The sequence below is a fragment of the Shimia sagamensis genome, from assembly GCF_900182745.1.
Classification (GTDB): domain Bacteria; phylum Pseudomonadota; class Alphaproteobacteria; order Rhodobacterales; family Rhodobacteraceae; genus Shimia; species Shimia sagamensis.
In genome coordinates, this window is record NZ_FXTY01000001.1 from 547,542 (window position 1) to 566,146 (window position 18,605).

Below are 18,605 nucleotides of genomic sequence, written 5' to 3' on the forward strand. Positions count from 1 at the left end.
AGCGTAACGGACCTGAAAATCGGGCCGGTCCGACTTCCGGATCGGCCCTTTTCAATCCGGCCAAAGGAGTACCCCCATGGCAAAACGTGACTTCTACGAGGTGCTTGGCGTCAGCAAAGGGGCCTCGGCAGACGAAATCAAGAAAGGCTATCGCAAGAAAGCCAAAGAACTACATCCGGACCGCAACGCGGACAATCCGGACGCCGAAGCACAGTTCAAAGAGGCCAACGAGGCCCACGAAATTCTCAAAGATGCCGAGAAAAAAGCGGCCTATGACCGCTTCGGCCACGCCGCCTTTGACGGCAGCATGGGCGGCGGCGGCGGACAACGCGGCGGCCATCCCGGCGGCGACTTCTCTTCCGCTTTCTCAGACGTGTTTGACGACCTGTTTGGCGACTTTATGGGTGGCGGCGGTGGTCAACGCGGCGGCGGGCGCCAACGCGCCTCCCGTGGTGCTGACCTGCGCTACAATCTGCGTGTGTCGCTCGAAGAGGCTTTTAGTGGCCTGCAAAAGACCATCAACGTGCCAACCTCCGTCGGCTGTGACAGCTGCTCGGGCTCCGGCGCCGAAGGTGGGGCTGAGCCCGCCACCTGCCCGACATGCTCCGGCATGGGCAAGGTCCGCGCGCAACAAGGCTTCTTCACGGTCGAACGCACCTGCCCAACTTGTTCGGGCTTGGGCCAGATCATCAAGAACCCATGTAAAAGCTGTCATGGTCAAGGCCGCGTCGAAAAAGACCGTGCCCTGTCGGTGAATATCCCTGCAGGTGTGGAAACCGGCACCCGCATTCGTCTCGCTGGCGAAGGCGAAGCTGGCATGCGCGGCGGCCCGTCCGGCGATCTCTATATCTTCATCGAGGTCAGCCCACATAAGATCTTTGAACGCGACGGAGTGAACCTCTACTGCCGCGTGCCGGTCTCCATGTCCAGTGCCGCGCTGGGAGGAGACATCGAAGTGCCCACCATCGACGGTGGCCGCTCTCGTGTGAAGATCCCGTCTGGCTCCCAATCCGGTCGCCAGATGCGTCTGCGCGCCAAAGGCATGCCTGCCCTGCGTGGCGGCGGCTCAGGTGACATGATGATCGAATTGGCGGTGGAAACCCCGGTGAACCTCACCAGCCGTCAGAAAGAACTTCTGCGTGAGTTCGAAGAACTCTCCTCGGACAACAACCCGGAAAGCAGCAGCTTCTTTAGCTCTGTCAAAGGTTTTTGGGACAGCATGAAAGGCTGACTTTCGGCCAACCGCACAAAAGAAAAGAGCGCCACAACGGCGCTCTTTTTAGTTTTTAGAGACCCAAAGCTTACTCGACAATCGGCGCCATGGTGAAAATCGCGATGTGAATATCCCCAGGCTGCACACCCGGTAGTGTCTGTTGGAAAATCCCCTGCATCGCACCAACCGCATACATGGCCGACAGCAATCGGTCGATCAACAAGCGGAAGTCGGTATCGCCGCGCGCCATCGCCAGCCCGTGTTTCTCCACCGTCAGAAGGTTGTTGCTCACCTTGATAGCGTCGCGCTTCGGACTGTTGAGCCACAAGGTCGCCAGAATCGACTGATCGCCAAAATACGCATCGATCTCCCCGTTTTCCATCGCGGTCATCGCCGCCGAATGGTCGTTAAATCGCACCACCTCAGCAAAGGTTGCTGTCGACGCCAACGTGGTGTTCAGCGCCTTCTCCGTAGTGCTCTCGCGGCGCACGCCAAGTTTTTTTCCAGCCAGATCGGCGAAGCTTTCTGACCCACCAACTGGCAACATCACAGTGGTGCCATCCGCAAACGTCGGGATCGAGAAATCCACAATCTCACGGCGGCCCAGCGTGATGGATGATGCGCCACACAGCAGGTCAATTTCCCCGGCGGCCACTTTCTCAAACTGGTCTTGCATGCCCACCGGCACAAACTCAACATCAAGGTTGGGAATTTGAATGGCAGTCAGAATGCCCTGCGCCAGCTCCGCACAGACCATCGGCGAATAGCCTGCGGGACTGCCGTCCTCAGTCTGAAACGAAAGCGGCGCTGCGTCCAGTCGGTAGCCAAATTTCAATACGCCAGTCTCTTTGATCCGGTCAATTGTCTGCGCTTGAGACGCACCAGCCAAAAGAACCCCAGCCAGAAGGGGCATCAAAAAACGTTTCATCATCTATCCTGCCAAACACTCATTATTGTTACTGTCACACTCTCAGGTTCACAAAGACACCACAACCGCGTTTGTGGCTGCAAAAGTTAACGAAATTCGCACCACCGCAAAACAGTCGTAATACCGACGCTATACCGACGTCCGAACAAGCCAAATCTGGTGGTCAATTAACCTTTGATTCACCATGTTTGGGCATTGTTAAGACATGTCCAAGGCACGTGACTTTGACGAAAGGCCGCTGCCGCTTTTTGAAGCGGACGAAGCCCCTATCGCCCCTCTCTCAACTGGAAAACTCCCCTCTTATGTGGCCGATCACCGCAAGCGCCTCCGCAGCCGTTTTCTATCAAGCGGGGCGCAGGCATTGCCAGACTATGAACTTCTGGAGCTGCTTTTGTTCCGCGCTATCCCCCGTCAAGACGTGAAGCCACTGGCCCACAAACTTCTTGAAATATTTGGAGATTTTAATGGTGTGGTCAGTGCGCCCACAGCGCGATTGGCGGAAATCAAAGGGGTGGGCGATGCCATAATCTGTGAATTGAAAGTGGTCGAGGCTGCCGCCCATCGCCTCGCCCGCGCGCGCGTCCTGAACCGCCGTGTGCTTTCAGATTGGCAAGCTCTACTGGACTATTGTCACACCACCATGGCGCATCGCGACACCGAGCAGTTTAGGGTGTTGTTTTTAGACACAAAAAACACATTGATCGCCGATGAAGCCCAGGCTCAAGGCACCGTAAACCACGTCCCTGTCTACCCCCGAGAAGTTGCCAAACGCGCGCTGGAACTCAACGCCAGCGCGTTGATTCTGGTGCACAATCACCCGTCCGGTGATCCCACGCCTTCCGAGGCCGACATCACCATGACACACCAGATCAACCTGGCCTGCCAAGCTCTCTGCCTGACCTTGCATGATCATATTATCATTGGAAAATCTCAGGAACTCAGCTTCCGCAGCGAAGGTCTTTTGTAGATCACTTGACCCACACCTCCACCCTCCGGTTCACTTGCCGACCCCACGCGCTGTCATCACAGGCCATCGGCATCGCCTCCCCAAAAGCATGCACCTGCAAATCAATCCGCTCCGGGTTTGCCGTCTCCGCCGCCGAAAGCACCGCTTCTTTCACAACGTTCGCCCGCTTTTCAGCGATTTGAAGATTGCCCGTGGCGGGCCCCTCACCATCAGAAAATCCAACAAAATAAAGACTTCTGGCGTCATACGCCCCCGCCTCCAGCGCCCGTGCCAGCTGCTGCACATTGGACCGAGATTGCGCGTCCAACTTGCTGGAGCCAGTCTGGAACCGAAACGAGGTCGACAGACGCTTCATACCGGACAACGTCTCCACAAGCCCCTGTACGCTCTCCAGAGACACTTCCTCGCCAGCCGATGCAATGGCATTGGCAAAGCGATCTCCTTGAAGGTTAATGGGGATCTCTTCCGCCGTTTGATCAACAAAGCCCGCCCGCCGAATCACAATCTGCGCAGAAGGGCTGCGTGTGTAGCTCAAGAAATTTCGTGCCAATTTTGGAAGTCGACGCGCCGGAAAGTACAAGAACATCGGGGCGTTAAGCGGATAATCTTCCGTTTTGATCGTCCGCCGAGACGCGGCCAATGAGTATCCGCATTGCCCCATTAGAGTAAGGTGTTTGGCATTGCCAGTTTCCGCAAAAGACGCGATTCCAATGGCAAACGGGTCGCGCTCAACCGCATTCACCATCGCCAAGTTCCGTTCGTGGCGCACAATTGTCTCATCCAACGACATTTTGGAGGGCTTCATCAACTGATCTTCGACTGCCTGCGCAAATCCGGATTGCGGCGCCATCAAATGCAACGTGATCGGTGCATCAGGCCCTCCCAGTTCGCTCCAGTTGGTAATTTTCCCCGCAAAAACATAGGCTAATTGATTCAGAGAAACCGAGGTTATCGGGTTCCCAACAGACACCACTGGAACCATACCGTCCAATGCCAACACGCGGCTGCGGTTCACATCTCCCATGTCTCCCAAACCAGCCTCATACCCCAATTGAGCCTCTCTTGGTCGAATCTCGCGCAAAGACATCGCGATATCAGCTTCATCCGCCAAAAGATCCGCAAATCCTTCATCCGCATTACTGGCATGAAAATCAAAGGTCGCCAGCCGCTGCTTCGTTTCGGGATCATTCAGGTGATACGTGAAGCGGCGCACGGACTCGCTCTCCCGCGTCACGAGATAGCCTTCAGTCAAAGCAAAAGCCTCCAACAGCGCCGGCATCAACACTTCTGCCATGGTTGAAGATCCAGAGATCGCAACTTCGGCTACATAATTGATAAGGTTGGGACATCCTGGACCCTCACACCACACACCGGACCCATCTACGGTCAACTCACCGTAAACGGTCTCTACACGGTAGAATTCTCCGTCAAACCCCAGAAGCGTTCCTGAAATTTCAACTTCACCGTCATGCGATTTCAAAAGTACGTCCTGCGCCAAGGCGGACGACACTCCAACCAAAACAAAAAGTGCGGCGCAAACCGCCGCACGAAATAGCATCATGATGATGTCCTGACCGTCAGCTTATTTTCGCGCGATTGTCAGGTCTTCGACGAGGTTTTTCAACACCAGAAATTCACCAATTGCCGAGCAATCTGGCATTTGCAGGACCAATTCGTGTTGATCGGTAACACGCCCCTGCCGAAGTGCACCGCTCTTGATTTTCAAGGGCTTGCCGCAGTTCACCTCTGTGACCTCAGCTTCCACGCTGACTTCTACGTCACCCACTTGGTTCGAAATTCCGGAAGGGAAGGTATAAACCTCAGCTTGTCCCGCAATCGATAGGTCTGAGGTTCCCAATTGAATCAAGAAGCCTCCCTCACCACCGGAAAGAGCTCCCACGTCCCGTGGCTGCCCGCGCCAAACATGCCCAGACGCGCCATACTTCGCACCAAATTCGCGCGCGTGCAGTTCTGCGCCGCCCCGCCCAAACCAAGAGATCACAACCCGATCGTAAAATGCGAGGCTGTCGACAACCGTTGTTGCAATCACCGTATCTCCAATGGCGAATGAGGCACTAACTTCCGCCGTTTCAGAAAGCGCAGGAAGTTGCACTTTCAGAGGCCCCTCAGCCGGCATTCGCATGTGAAAAGTCAGGTCGCCATGTGTAAACATCACTGTCTCGTTCGCATAACACGGCGCTGTAAGGCTCACGTCGATGAGCGCACCTGCCGCTGCTTCCGCTGACATTGTGGGTACACATCCCAATCTTGGCGCGGTTTCTTCAACTGGCAATATCCCGACTGGAATATCATCGGCGACAGCAACCAAAACTGGCTCCTGGAGTAGAGCGATGCCATGCCCATGATCATTTGGCAGACTTGGCAACCTCTCAGTCGTAGAGAACTGTGGAAGGGCGAATGCTTTTGGAAATGGGATCAAGCGGGTTGAATTTGGGGTCTCTGCCGACTCTTCATTGACCAAGATTGCAGCCTCAGAGGATTGCATTGCAAAACCGATACACACCGCCAACGACACCGTGACAAACGACAACACATTCCGTCTACAGAGGTTCTTTAGGTTGGGCATGAATGCTCCTTTGGCTGGGTGCTGATCCTTCGGGCAATTTCACAACGAAAAAGGGCACCCATAAGGCACCCCTTTGATCTTTGTCTGTCAGGTTTGGTTCACATTTCAGGCCAAACGGCCGTGGCAGTGTTTGAACTTTTTGCCGGATCCACATGGACAAGTGTCGTTCCGGCTAGGGTTGCCCCAAGTTGTCGGATCGCCCTCGTCAAACTCGGCTACAGCTTTTCCGGTAGGCTCCACGTTTTCTTGCTGAGGCGCACCCCCAGCTTGAGCCTGCGCCATCAACGCTTGCTGACGCATCACCATTTCCTGCTGCATCTGTTGCTGTTCTTCTTCAGAGATAGGGCGCACACGCGACAGTGTGGTGGTTACATCCGAACGCAGACTGTCCAGCATGCTCTCAAACAGCTGGAATGCTTCGTTCTTGTATTCGTTGAGAGGGTCACGCTGTGCATAGCCACGAAACCCAACAACAGAACGCAAATGCTCAAGAGTCAAAAGATGCTCACGCCACTTCGTGTCGATGGTTTGAAGCAGAATTTGCTTCTCAATCATACGCATAGCGTCAGGACCGAAGTTGGTCGCCTTCGCCGCCATCATCTCATCAGCTGCGTCCTCAAGACGTTCGCGGATGTTGTCGTCATCCACACCTTCTTCGGCGGCCCATTCAATCACTGGCACGTCCACGCCCAAATGCTCGATTGAGGACGCATAAAGGCCTTCGGTATCCCATTGGTCTGCATAAGTTTTGGGAGGCAAATGCTGCTCTACTAGATCGCCGATTACTTCGTGACGCATATCTTGGACAATTTCAGACAGGTCCGCCGCTTCCATAATCTCACGACGTTGGGAAAAGACCACTTTACGTTGGTCGTTCATCACATCGTCGAATTTCAGAAGCTGCTTGCGGATGTCAAAGTTGCGGCCTTCCACTTTGGCTTGCGCACGTTCCAGGGATTTGTTCACCCACGGGTGCACAATCGCCTCCCCCTCTTTCATCCCAAGCGACGACAGAACTTTGTCCAATCGATCAGAGCCAAAGATCCGCATCAGGTCATCTTCAAGACTCAAGAAGAATGAAGACCGCCCAGGATCGCCCTGGCGGCCAGAGCGGCCACGCAGTTGATTGTCAATACGACGGCTCTCATGCCGCTCTGTTGCCAACACAAACAACCCACCAGCCTCTTTCACTGCCAGCTCATCACCCTTGTGTGCTTCTTCGATATCCGCCCGAATTTGCTCGTGATCACCCTCTGGGGATGCCGCAATCGCTTCCAACACTTTAAATTCAACATTGCCGCCAAGTTTAATGTCGGTGCCGCGACCAGCCATGTTCGTCGCAATTGTGACGGCATTAAGCTTGCCGGCATCTGCAACAATTTGCGCTTCTTGTTCGTGCTGACGCGCGTTGAGAACGTTGTGCGTCACACCCGCTTTTTCCAGCAACCCGGACAGGAACTCTGATTTCTCGATGGAGGTGGTGCCAACAAGGATCGGCTGCCCTTTTTCGTGAGCTTCCTTGATGGTGTCGACAACCGCGTCAAACTTTTCACGCGCTGTGCGATAAACTGCGTCGTCATCATCCTTACGAGCAACACCGCGGTTTGTGGGCACTTCCACAACACCCAAGCCGTAAATCTCTTGGAATTCTTCCGCCTCGGTAGCAGCTGTACCGGTCATACCGCCCAATTTGTCGTAAAGACGGAAATAGTTTTGGAATGTCACCTGAGCCAACGTCACATTTTCAGGCTGAATATCGCAGCCCTCTTTGGCCTCGATCGCCTGGTGCAAGCCATCAGACAAGCGGCGACCAGCCATCATGCGGCCTGTGAATTCGTCGATCAAAACCACTTGTGCATCCCGCACAATGTAGTCTTTGTCTTTTGTAAACAATTTGTGTGCCCGCAGACCTTGGTTCACGTGGTGCACAATCGTGGTGCTTTCGGGGTCATACAGGTTTTGACCCTCTGGCAGCAGACCTCGTGCCTGAAGGTGCGCTTCTAAGAATTCGTTGCCTTCGTCAGTAAAGGTAACGTTTTTGGATTTCTCATCCAAAGAATAGTGATCATCTTGCAGATCCGGAATCAGTTTGTCGATCGCGACATACATCTCAGTACGGTCTTGAGAAGGACCGGAGATGATCAACGGCGTCCGAGCTTCGTCGACAAGAATACTGTCCACTTCATCCACAATCGCGTAGTGATGCTCGCGCTGTGACATGTCGGCTAACTCACCCTTCATGTTGTCGCGCAGGTAATCAAAGCCCAGCTCATTGTTGGTCGCGTAAGTTACGTCACAGGCGTAAGCCGCCCGCTTTTCGTCTTCAGGTTGCTGTGGGTAGACAACCCCGGTTGTCATGCCTAGCGCGCCAAAGACGTTGCTCATCCATTCAGCGTCCCGCTTGGCGAGATAATCGTTCACGGTGACCACGTGCACACCTTTGCCGGTCAGCGCGTTCAAGTACGCAGGAAATGTCGCAACGAGGGTTTTACCTTCGCCGGTTTTCATCTCAGAAATGTTGCCCTGATGCAGGAAGACCCCGCCCATCAACTGAACATCAAAAGCCCGCAATCCCAACGCGCGCTTCGCAGCTTCACGGCAGTTGGCAAAAGCTTCCGGCAGAAGCGTATCCAGTGACTCTCCGCTTTTCGCACGATCAGACAGCTCTTTGGTTTTGTCCTTGATGCCCTCGTCGGTCAGCTTTTCAAACTCAGCTTCCAACGCGTTGACTTTTTCAACGATCGGACGCGCCGCCTTGACCAATCGATCGTTGGGCGTGCCAAAGACTTTTTTGGCGAGTTTTCCGAAACCGAGCATATAACTTGTCCTTCGTTGACGCTTTCTTGCGTGGCTAATTCTTGCTGTCCTGGCCCTGTGCTTCTAGAAACGGGGAAACAGCCTGTTTGCCTAGACCTCAAAGCGATGTAAGGGGCGTCAGGAACAGTGTCAACGCCGCCAACCCACGCGGCACAAGCCAAGGACCAAACGATGTCAAAACACCTCAATTTCTTGCGTGCAAGCGTGATTGCAATCTGCGGCGCTCTGCCTGCAATCGCAGAGGAGTCTCAGTCACTTGACACCGTAGTTGCAACCGTAAACGGCGAAGTCATTACGCTTGGCGAAATGATCTCTGTACGGGCCGGTTTACCGGAACAATATCAATCAATTCCAAGCGATGTTCTATTTGGCAGCATTCTAGAACAGTTGGTGCAACAAACCGCTCTGGCACAAGGCCTAGGCGAGGCGATTCCGCAACGGGTCGAAATTGCTTTGAACAACGAGCGTCGGACTTTACTGGCGGCAGAAGCACTTGAAGCCTTCGTTTTGCAAAACAATTTGAGCGAAGATGAGCTTCGTGCGGCTTATGACGACAAGTATCAAGGGTTTGTCGGCGAGGAAGAGTTCAGCGCAAGCCACATTCTTGTCCCATCCGAGGAAGAAGCCAAGACAATCCGTAAGGATCTTAAAGACGGGGCCGATTTTGCCGAAACTGCAAAAGCTAAGTCGACAGGTCCCTCCGGTGCATCCGGTGGAAGCCTAGGTTGGTTCGGTATGGGGCAAATGGTTAAGCCTTTCGAAGAAGCTGTTGTCGGACTTGCAGTGGGGGAAATTTCCCAGCCAGTTCAGACTCAGTTTGGATGGCATCTGATCCTGCTGAACGACGCCCGCAAGTCACTCGCCCCATCGTTTGAAGACGCGAAAGCGGAACTTGAATCCGAAGCACAACGGCGCGCTGTGGAGGCTTTTATCGCCACCACAACTGCTGACGCACAAGTTGACCAGACAGGCGCCGAAGGCATCGACCCGAGTGTTTTGACACAAATCCAGTTGTTAAACCCAAATACCGCGCAGGATCACTAAATGGCCAAAATTGAACATGTCTCGCCGCTAGCGCCTGCGTCTTTCCCCGAACTACCCATCGTCAAAGGCGTGTCTTTTGCAGCTGTAGAAGCGGGCGTGAAGTATGCAGGCCGAAAAGACGTGATGCTTGCGGTTATGGCGCCAGGTAGCTCAGTCGCCGGGGTGTTCACCAAATCGGCTACGCGATCCGCTGCTGTTCTGGATTGCCAATCAAAAGTTGGCAACGACGCCCCATCCGGCGCTGCTTTCATTGTAAATTCTGGCAATGCCAATGCCTTTACTGGTGGCAATGGGGAGCGTTCAGTTCAAGCCGTAACCCAAGCAGTTGCGGATTGCGTAGGAGTACCAACTTCACGAGTATTCTCCTCCTCAACCGGCGTTATTGGCGAACCGTTACCGCACGAGCGGATCACAGTGAAGCTTCGAGAATTGCGCGAAGGATTGTCGGCTGATGGAATTGAGCAGGCCGCTCAAGCAATCCGGACAACGGACACGTTTGCCAAAGGCGCTTCAAAAACTATCGATATTGATGGTCAAACCGTACAAATTGCGGGGATCGCCAAAGGGTCCGGCATGATTGCTCCGGACATGGCCACGATGCTGGTCTACATTTTCACAGACGCCAAGATTGACCGTGTTGACTTGCAGGCTTTTGTTTCCGAGCTCAATGAGGTCACCTTCAACGCCATTACGGTCGACAGCGACACTTCGACGTCAGATACACTGTTGGTCGCCGCAACCGGCCTTGCGGGTGTGAAGGTCACGCCAGAGAGCAAAGCGTTTAAATCTGCGCTACATGACGTGATGCTCGACCTTGCACATCAGGTTGTCCGCGATGGTGAAGGCGCGACAAAGTTTGTCGAAGTCCGTGTGTCAGGTGCTAAGTCTCCGGCCGATGCACGCATCCATGCCAGCGCCATTGCAAATTCGCCACTCGTAAAAACGGCCATTGCTGGCGAAGACCCCAATTGGGGGCGTATTGTCATGGCCATCGGAAAATCTGGTGCCGCGGCGGATCGGGACAAATTAAGTATTCGATTTGGCGAAATTTTGGTTGCAGAGAACGGGTGGGTTGCCCCCTCTTACAATGAAGATGACGGCGCGACGTACATGAAAAATCAGGGCATTGTTCTGCATGTCGATCTAGGGCTTGGAGACTCGTCTGACACCATGTGGACCTGTGATCTCACCCATGGTTACATCACCATCAATGCGGATTATCGCTCGTGAGAACGATACTGGTCTCCGCTGTAGCTCTCATAGACGTTGATGGTCGAATTTTGCTCGCGCAACGACCTGCGGGAAAATCCATGGCTGGCCTTTGGGAGTTTCCTGGCGGTAAAGTTGAAGCTGGAGAAACTCCGGAAGTGGCCCTTGTCCGCGAACTCAAAGAAGAACTAGGCATCGACACCTGGGAAAGCTGCCTTGCGCCGCTCACATTTGCCTCACATGGCTACGATGATTTCCATTTGCTCATGCCACTTTTTGCATGCCGAAAATGGAAAGGTATCCCGACTGCTCAAGAAGGCCAAAATTTGACGTGGGTTAAATCCAAAGACCTTCGAAAATTCGAAATGCCACCGGCAGACATTCCTTTGATCCCTATTTTGCGGGATTGGCTTTGACGGCATAAATTGTGCAAACATCTGCCGACTTGGCAACATTTTGTAGCAGTTAAAGAAACGAACAGCTTCCCTCGTTGGCTTTTGTATCCTAACATGAAATTCATGTGACGGTGTAATACACCAAATGTTAACCAATTTACTGTTTCATGAATGTCAATCAAATGGGGATTTTTGACATGCTTAAGACGATCACAGTTGGTAGTTGTGTTTCAATTCAAGGCCAGGTGGTGAAAAGTTTGCCAGACGGTCGTGTTTCGATCCGTGTTGGGGATACAGTGTATTCGGGTAAGCCCATTTCCTAATAGCACAACAGACAATCCAAAGAAAAAGGCCGCCTCTAACTGAGGCGGCCTTTTTCTTTGTCCGGGATTAAGACGCTGGTTTAATCCAGCGTCCTTGTCACTTCTTCACGTTCGAAGATTTCGATCACATCGCCTGCGCGAACGTCATCGTAGTTTTCAAATGCCATGCCACATTCCTGGCCGGATTGAACTTCCGCAACTTCATCCTTGAAGCGCTTCAGCGTCTTCAGAGTGCCTTCGTGGATCACGACGTTGTCACGCAGCAGACGTACACCGGCAGAACGGCGCGCCACACCTTCGGTAACGATACAACCGGCCACCTTGCCAACTCCAGTGACCTTGAAGACTTCTTTGATCGCCGCATAGCCGATGAAGTTTTCGCGAATCTCGGCTGATAGCAAGCCAGAGGCAGCCGCCTTCACGTCATCCACCAAATCGTAGATCACCGAATAGTAGCGGATCTCCACACCTTTTTGGTTGGCAGTATTACGCGCAGAAGTATTGGCACGAACATTGAAACCCATAATCGGTGCGCCAGAAGCTTCGGCCAAACCAACGTCAGTTTCGGTAATCGCACCTACACCAGAGTGCAGAACACGTACACGAACTTCATCGTTCCCGATTTTTTCCATCGCCTGAACAATTGCTTCAGCGGAGCCTTGTACGTCCGCCTTAACCAGAATCGGCAGCTCGGCGACGTTTTCGTCTTCCTTCGCCTTCTGCATCAACTGTTCCAACGTGGTTGCTGCACCAGCAGCAGCCCGTTTGTCTTTGGCGGCCTGCTCACGGTATTCTGCAATCTCACGAGCTTGCGCTTCCGTTGCGGTGACGTTCAGAACGTCGCCCGCTTCCGGAGTACCATTCAGACCCAACACCTCAACCGGAACCGATGGACCAGCTTCTTTTACGCGCTCACCTTTGTCATTAATCAGCGCACGGACCTTACCGTACTGCTCACCCACAACAAAGATATCGCCCTGACGCAACGTGCCTTTCTGAACCAGAACAGTAGCAACTGGACCACGGCCTACATCAAGCTGAGCTTCGATCACCGCACCTTGCGCAGCACGATCCGGGTTGGCTTTGAGTTCCAGAATTTCTGCCTGAAGCGCGATTGCCTCAAGCAGCTGTTCGAGGCCCTGACCGGTATGCGCGGAAACTTCCACGTCTTGCACTTCACCAGACATCGCTTCCACGATCACTTCATGTTGAAGCAGCTCTGCTCGAACTTTGTTGGGATCAGCAGCTGGTCTGTCAATCTTGTTAATTGCCACAATCATCGGCACATTAGCCGCTTTCGCGTGTGCAATAGCTTCAATAGTTTGCGGCATGACCGAGTCATCTGCTGCAACAACCAAAACCACAATGTCCGTTACCTGAGCACCGCGGGATCGCATCGATGTAAAGGCCGCGTGACCTGGTGTATCGAGGAACGACAGTGTCACATCTTCATCGGTTTGCACCTGATAGGCACCGATATGCTGGGTGATCCCACCAGCTTCGCCAGACACAACTTTCGCATCTCGAATAGCGTCCAACAGAGATGTTTTACCGTGGTCAACGTGACCCATAATAGTGATGACTGGAGGACGTGGCTGCATTGCGCCGTCATCGTCTTCCGCGTCGGAGATCACATCTTCGACGTCAGCATCAGAAACACGTACAACCTTGTGCCCAAATTCCTGAATGATGAGTTCTGCAGTATCCGCATCAAGTGTTTGGTTTTGCGTCACCATCATGCCCATGTTCATCAACGCCTTAACGACGTCAGCAACACGTTCTGCCATACGATTCGCCAGTTCAGAAACCACAATGGCTTCTGGCAACTGAACGTCACGGATGACCTTTTCACGCTCGACTTGGCCGCCCATGGCTTTTTGGCGCGCGCGCTCCTGCTTACGCTTCATCGCAGCCATAGAGCGGTGACGGTTGTTCTCACCACCAGTTGCTTGGCCTAGGGTCAACTTACCGGAACGACGCCCGTCATCGCGGCCTTTGCCGCGACCACGTTGGTCCCGTTCGCGATCAGATTTACGCGGCGTTGGTGCAGGGGCAGGTTTACCAGTTGGAGCGCCGCGACCTTGAGGTGTGGACGACGGCACTGGTGCAGACGCTTCTGCGGCTGCACGCTTAGCAGCGGCATCCGCAACCTCTTTCTTTTTGCGCTCTTCATCCTCAGCCTTTTTACGGGCCTTTTCTTCAGCTTCCCGCTGTTCCCGCTCTTTGGCTTCCACTTCCAAGCGGCGACGCTCACGCGCTTCAGCGCGGGCCTTTTCTTCGGCTTCGCGTTTGGCGGCATCTTCCGCTTCGCGGGCTTTCGCAGCCTGCAGAGCCTTCAGACGGCGTTCCATTTCCGCATCCGAAATACCGGAGGGGCGGCGAGAAGGGTCACCGCCAGCTTTTGGCGCACCGCCACCAGTTTTGGCCGCGCCTGGCTTGGGCACCACAACGCGCTTACGCTTGGTTTCCACCACAACATTTTTCTTACGTCCGTGGCTGAAGCTCTGCGTTACATTGCCGGGGCGGTTGCCGCCGCGCAGACCCAAGGTTTTTTTACCGTCGTTATCGCTCATCTGGATGTCTTGTCCTTCCCGGAGGCCGCTGCCGCCGTATCTTCGCGTACGCCTTTTAATCTTAGGGCTTCCTCTACAACACGTTTTGTGAGTCCACCAGACGCAAGCGCTCCATGTATCACAGTTTGTCTCCCAAATGCCAAACCCAATTCGGCAGATGTAAGCCAATCTATGTGGTGGCCTCCACTTGGAGGCCGTAGTTTCGATTTGCCGCGTTCGGAACCATCGCTGGCCTGCAGCAGAACTTTGGCTTCGTCTTTGACTAGCCAGTCCTTAACTTTTTCATACCCAGTCACAGCTGAGCCCGATTTGCGCGCCAAACTGATCAGATCCACAGTGCGGCGCCCCAACTGACGGGACACTTCTGCAAGCAGATCATCAGGCACCGTCACCTGCTGCTTGGCGGCACGCGCAAAAACACCCTTTTTGGATGCTTTCGCCAAAGTGTCTGCCGAAGCCGTTACCCACATGCCACGTCCGGGTAATTTGCCAACGACATCGGGCACAACTTGCGCATCCGGGCCGACCACAAAACGCAGCAACCCTTCTTTTGGCGCCACAGCGCCAGTGACAATGCACTTTCGCTCTGGCGTATCGCCTTTTTTGCCAGGTCGGCCACCGCGACTCATCTCACGCCCTCTGAGGCCTGAGATCAGGCCTCAGCCTCCTCGGATGTGTTTTCTTCATTTTCTGCCGCTTCAGCTTCCAGATCGGCAGGATCAACCCATCCCAGTACGATACGAGCGGTCATGACCATGTCTTGCGCTTCTTCCAGTGTCACACCGAACGGCTCAAGAACGCCGTCATCTTTGACGCGTTCGCCGCCATCGGTGGTCCAGCCACCGGCCAACTCCCAGTCAGCACATGTTGCAAAATCTTCAAGGTTCAACACGCCATCTTTGGCCAGCGCTTCGATCATCTGAGGTGTTAAGCCTTCAAATGCAATTAGACTGTCCTGCATGCCGAGTTCGCGCGCAGCATCCAGAGCCGCTTTGTTCTTGGCGTCAATAAAATCACGCGCACGTGCTTGAAGTTCGCCAGCTGTACCTTCATCCACACCATCGATAACCAGCAGCTCGTCGAGTTCCACATAAGCAACCTCTTCGAGGTTGGTGAAGCCTTCAGATACCAGCAGCTGAGCAAAGAACTCATCCAAGTCCAGCGTTTCCATAAACAACTTGGTGCGTTCTTCAAACTCTTTCTGGCGACGCTCGGATTCATCCGATTCGGTCACGATGTCGATGTCGAGTGCGGTCAGCTGGCTGGCCAAGCGCACATTCTGCCCCCGGCGACCAATTGCAAGCGACAGCTGCTCATCCGGAACAACCACTTCGATTTTACCGGCTTCTTCATCCAGAACAACTTTCGAAACTTCAGCTGGCTGTAGAGCGTTCACAAGGAAGGTTGGCTGGTCTTCATTCCACGGGATGATGTCGATCTTCTCACCCTGCAATTCGTTGACCACTGCCTGAACACGGGAGCCGCGCATACCAACACAAGCACCAACCGGATCAATGGACCCATCGTGGCTGATTACAGCAATTTTCGCACGGGAACCTGGATCACGTGCCACTGCCTTGATGTCGATAATGCCATCATAGATCTCTGGCACTTCCATTTTAAATAGTTCAGCCATGAATTCCGGCGCGGTACGACTCAGGAAAATTTGGTGGCCACGCGGTTCGCGGCGCACTTCTTTGATAAAGGCTCGCACGCGGTCACCGGAACGATAACTCTCGCGACCAATCTTATCGTTGCGACGCAGAACCGCTTCGGCACCCCCCACATCGACAATCACATTGCCAAACTCTTCGCGCTTCACCGCGCCGTTAATGATTGTGCCTGCGCGATCTTTGAAGTCTTCGTACTGACGATCACGCTCGGCTTCGCGCACTTTCTGCAAAATAACCTGCTTTGCAGACTGCGCCGCGATCCGGCCCATCTCTACTGGTGGCACTTCCTCAACAAACATGGCACCCACTTCGGGGTTTTCCATATATTGCTTGGCTTGCTCTACAGTGAACTCAGCTTGGTAGTTTTCCAGCAACTCATCTTCGACAACTGTACGCACGCGTGTGAAAGTTGCTTTGCCAGTCTTGCGATCAATGGACACACGAATGTCCATCTCCGCGCCGTAACGGCTTTTGGCCGCCCGCGCGAGCGACTCTTCCATCGCTTCAACTACAAGACCTGGATCAATCATTTTTTCCCGAGCGACGGCTTCGGCGGTTTGCAGCAGCTCAAGCTGGTTTGCAGAGGTGATTGCCATGTTTTTACTCCTCAGACTCGCCGGACGCTTGTTCGCCGGTCTCAATGTCGTCAAATTCGTCTTCGTTCAGAATGCCCGCTTCTTTGCGCGCTTTCAGCATTTCCTTAATTAGGTCATCGGTCAGCATTAGCTTCGCGTCTGCCAGCCAGTCAAAATTCAAACCAACTGTGACGGTTTCGCCCTGATCTTCAATGTTGATAAGAACATCTTCGCCTTCGATGCCAGCCAAAGTGCCTCGAAATCGTTTGCGCCCATCGATAAGTTCAGAAGTTTCGATTTTGGCTTCATACCCTTCGTACGCGTCAAAGTCCTTCAGCCGTGTCAAAGGACGATCCACGCCAGGGCTACCTACTTCCAGTGTATAGGAGTCTGAAAGCGGATCCTCGACGTCCAGAACCGCGCTAACTGCGTTGGATATTTGGGCGCACTCATCCACTTCGATACCGCCACCAGGGCGCTCGGCCATGATCTGCAGAGTGTGAGATTTCCCACCCATTAGGCGCAAACGCACCAACTCGAACCCCATGTCTTCAACGACAGGGGCAACAATGTCTGCCAGCTTGCGGTCGATCGCCGCTTTGGCAATGAGGTCACTCATAGGCATATTCCAAGCACAAAAAAACGGGCCCGCGGCCCGTCGATCTTTCCCGGTGGAGCGTTCAGGCTAACCCGACCGCGCCGCTGTTGAGAGGGATATACGTCGACAAAGGTGAGTCTGCAAGCCCCCATAGAAAATATGCTTAGGCACGCCACCAACGCTCAGCAAAACGCGCGTTGTCGAGCGCATATTGAGCGCCGATGGTTTTGGGAGTGGCAATGGTGTCCGCCACCGCTTGCAAGTGGTTGGCGAAGGCCGGAACCAGTAGGCTACCACTTTTCTGAACAACACTTTGCAAATCGCCATAAAGGCCACGGCGCTTCTCCGCATCCATTTCAGAACGCGCAACCGACAACAATTTGTTCACGCGATTGTCCCGCCACCCCGTACGATTCCAAACGCCGCCCGGCGCCAGATACGCTGACATCGCCCAATCTTCGGTAACACGGCCAGCAACAAAGTGCAGCGACGCCGTCGCCTGGCGATCGACTGTATCAACGCGTAAGCCCACTTGTGCCATTTGGTGGGTAAAATTCTCTAATGTGGCCGAGAATTCTCGTTTGGACTGAGCAGAGACACCAATACTAAGGTGTTTCACGCCCACCTCACGCAACAAAGATTTTGCCAACTCCGGATCGTACTCCGGTTTGGTGAGTGATGACGCGAAATAGGGGTTGGCCGGACCAATTGGCGTATCCATTCCAATCTGACCGTACCCCATTAAGCTTCGGCGCACAAATTCCGGGCGATCCATTGCGCACTTTACGGCACGTCGAACAGCCTCTGCTTGGTGCCCATCAAGATTACCGCCAACGGCAAAACTGTAATGCTGATTTCCCTGCAAGTTCTGCAGTGACACCCCACGATGCGTCGAAATCTGCGATGCATGGACGGGACAGATCTGGCCAGAGACATTTACATCACCTTCCAAAAGCGCATTTAGTCGTGCCGAAGGATTGGTCTCATTGATCAGCAACAGCTCGTCAAAGAAACCCGCTCTTGCGCCTTTGTAATGATTCTTCACTCGATGTGCGCATAGGCGTTTCCCGGGCTTGAAGTCAGCAACTTTATATAGTCCCGTGCCAATTCCGTTTTGCATCGCCAATTCAATATAGCCTGCTGGGAAAATGACGAGGTGGTAGTCGGACAAAAGGTAGGGGAAGTCGGCATTTGGCGATATCAATGTAAACTGGACCTGATGCGCACCAATTGCCTTTATGCCAGCAACGTCACGCAGCAACGGCTCGGCAGGTGAGCCACTTTGATAGCCAATATGCAATGCAAAGGTTTCAAGAACATCTTCTGCTTCAAATGCCTTGCCATTGTGAAATTGGACGCCCTTGCGCAGATCAAACGTCCAAACACGCGCATCAGCACTGGCAGTCCAACTCTCCGCCAGTTCTCCACGCAATCCACCATCAGCCCCAATTTCGGTCAAGCAATCAAACACGGCTCCATGACTAGCAGCCATCATAAAAAGGCTGTCGTGAGTGCGAGCATCCCATGTGTCAGAGTCTTTGCCGCCCGGCACAATTGCGCGAAGTGTGCCCCCAGCTTTTGGCGTACCCGCCGACACGCCCAACCCTGAGGCTGCCAGCACACCTGCTGCGGCACCGGTTGTCAAAAGGCTGCGACGGCTAATGCGTGACACGGTCAAACTCCAATTGGTCGGAGCCAGATGA

Annotated in this window: 14 protein-coding genes; 5 read left to right on the forward strand and 9 right to left on the reverse strand. The window is 53.8% G+C overall.

What is annotated here, in order from left to right; translation table 11 throughout:
* The first annotated feature begins 76 nt into the window (after positions 1-76).
* Entirely contained in the window at positions 77-1,231 is a 1,155-nt protein-coding gene (gene dnaJ / locus QOL67_RS02525; RefSeq protein ID WP_283424365.1) for a molecular chaperone DnaJ, read from the forward strand.
* A gap of 70 nt (positions 1,232-1,301) precedes the next feature.
* On the opposite strand, the gene QOL67_RS02530 is transcribed toward dnaJ, so the two are convergent.
* Positions 1,302-2,141 (reverse strand): amino acid ABC transporter substrate-binding protein, encoded by an 840-nt coding sequence (locus tag QOL67_RS02530; protein ID WP_283424366.1) that lies wholly within the window; start codon positions 2,139-2,141, stop codon positions 1,302-1,304.
* A gap of 205 nt (positions 2,142-2,346) precedes the next feature.
* Between QOL67_RS02530 and radC the strand changes: the two genes are divergently transcribed.
* Positions 2,347-3,108, forward strand: a complete 762-nt coding sequence (gene radC / locus QOL67_RS02535) for a RadC family protein (RefSeq protein WP_283424367.1) — start codon at positions 2,347-2,349, stop codon at positions 3,106-3,108.
* Between the two features lies 1 nt (position 3,109).
* Here radC and QOL67_RS02540 read toward each other — a convergent pair whose 3' ends face one another.
* The 3 genes from QOL67_RS02540 to secA form a co-directional block, all read right to left on the reverse strand.
* Positions 3,110-4,669 (reverse strand): phosphate ABC transporter substrate-binding/OmpA family protein, encoded by a 1,560-nt coding sequence (locus QOL67_RS02540; RefSeq protein ID WP_283424368.1) that lies wholly within the window; start codon positions 4,667-4,669, stop codon positions 3,110-3,112.
* Between the two features lie 21 nt (positions 4,670-4,690).
* Entirely contained in the window at positions 4,691-5,695 is a 1,005-nt protein-coding gene (locus tag QOL67_RS02545) for a hypothetical protein (protein ID WP_283424369.1), read from the reverse strand.
* 105 nt (positions 5,696-5,800) lie between these two features.
* Positions 5,801-8,512: a preprotein translocase subunit SecA gene (gene secA / locus QOL67_RS02550; RefSeq protein WP_283424370.1), complete on the reverse strand. Its 2,712-nt coding sequence runs from the start codon at positions 8,510-8,512 to the stop codon at positions 5,801-5,803.
* A gap of 171 nt (positions 8,513-8,683) precedes the next feature.
* On the opposite strand from secA, the gene QOL67_RS02555 reads away from it, so the two are divergent.
* Genes QOL67_RS02555 through mutT form a run of 3 tightly spaced genes read left to right on the forward strand, consistent with a single transcriptional unit; the run spans position 8,684 to position 11,181 of the window.
* On the forward strand, positions 8,684-9,556 hold the full coding sequence (locus QOL67_RS02555; protein WP_283424371.1) for a peptidylprolyl isomerase: 873 nt from the start codon (positions 8,684-8,686) through the stop codon (positions 9,554-9,556).
* On the forward strand, positions 9,557-10,786 hold the full coding sequence (gene argJ / locus QOL67_RS02560; RefSeq protein WP_283424372.1) for a bifunctional glutamate N-acetyltransferase/amino-acid acetyltransferase ArgJ: 1,230 nt from the start codon (positions 9,557-9,559) through the stop codon (positions 10,784-10,786).
* The gene (gene mutT, locus QOL67_RS02565; protein ID WP_283424373.1) at positions 10,783-11,181 is read left to right on the forward strand and encodes an 8-oxo-dGTP diphosphatase MutT; all 399 of its coding nucleotides are present in this window, start codon (positions 10,783-10,785) and stop codon (positions 11,179-11,181) included. Before argJ ends, mutT begins: the two co-directional genes overlap by 4 nt.
* 382 nt (positions 11,182-11,563) lie before the next feature.
* On the opposite strand, the gene infB is transcribed toward mutT, so the two are convergent.
* The 5 genes from infB to QOL67_RS02590 all read right to left on the reverse strand — a co-directional run bounded on the left by infB (position 11,564) and on the right by QOL67_RS02590 (position 18,574).
* Complete coding sequence (gene infB, locus QOL67_RS02570) at positions 11,564-14,056, reverse strand: translation initiation factor IF-2 (RefSeq protein ID WP_283424374.1); 2,493 nt, start codon at positions 14,054-14,056, stop codon at positions 11,564-11,566.
* Positions 14,053-14,685, reverse strand: coding sequence for an RNA-binding protein (locus QOL67_RS02575; RefSeq protein ID WP_283424375.1), 633 nt, complete (start codon positions 14,683-14,685; stop codon positions 14,053-14,055). The genes infB and QOL67_RS02575 overlap by 4 nt, the downstream gene beginning before the upstream one ends.
* A gap of 23 nt (positions 14,686-14,708) precedes the next feature.
* Complete coding sequence (gene nusA, locus QOL67_RS02580; protein ID WP_283424376.1) at positions 14,709-16,325, reverse strand: transcription termination factor NusA; 1,617 nt, start codon at positions 16,323-16,325, stop codon at positions 14,709-14,711.
* A 4-nt stretch (positions 16,326-16,329) separates the two neighbouring features.
* The gene (gene rimP / locus QOL67_RS02585; RefSeq protein WP_283424377.1) at positions 16,330-16,923 is read right to left on the reverse strand and encodes a ribosome maturation factor RimP; all 594 of its coding nucleotides are present in this window, start codon (positions 16,921-16,923) and stop codon (positions 16,330-16,332) included.
* A gap of 142 nt (positions 16,924-17,065) precedes the next feature.
* Positions 17,066-18,574 carry an ABC transporter substrate-binding protein gene (locus tag QOL67_RS02590; protein ID WP_283424378.1) on the reverse strand — a complete coding sequence of 503 codons (1,509 nt, stop codon included), beginning with the start codon at positions 18,572-18,574 and terminating at the stop codon, positions 17,066-17,068.
* Positions 18,575-18,605: the final 31 nt, after the last annotated feature.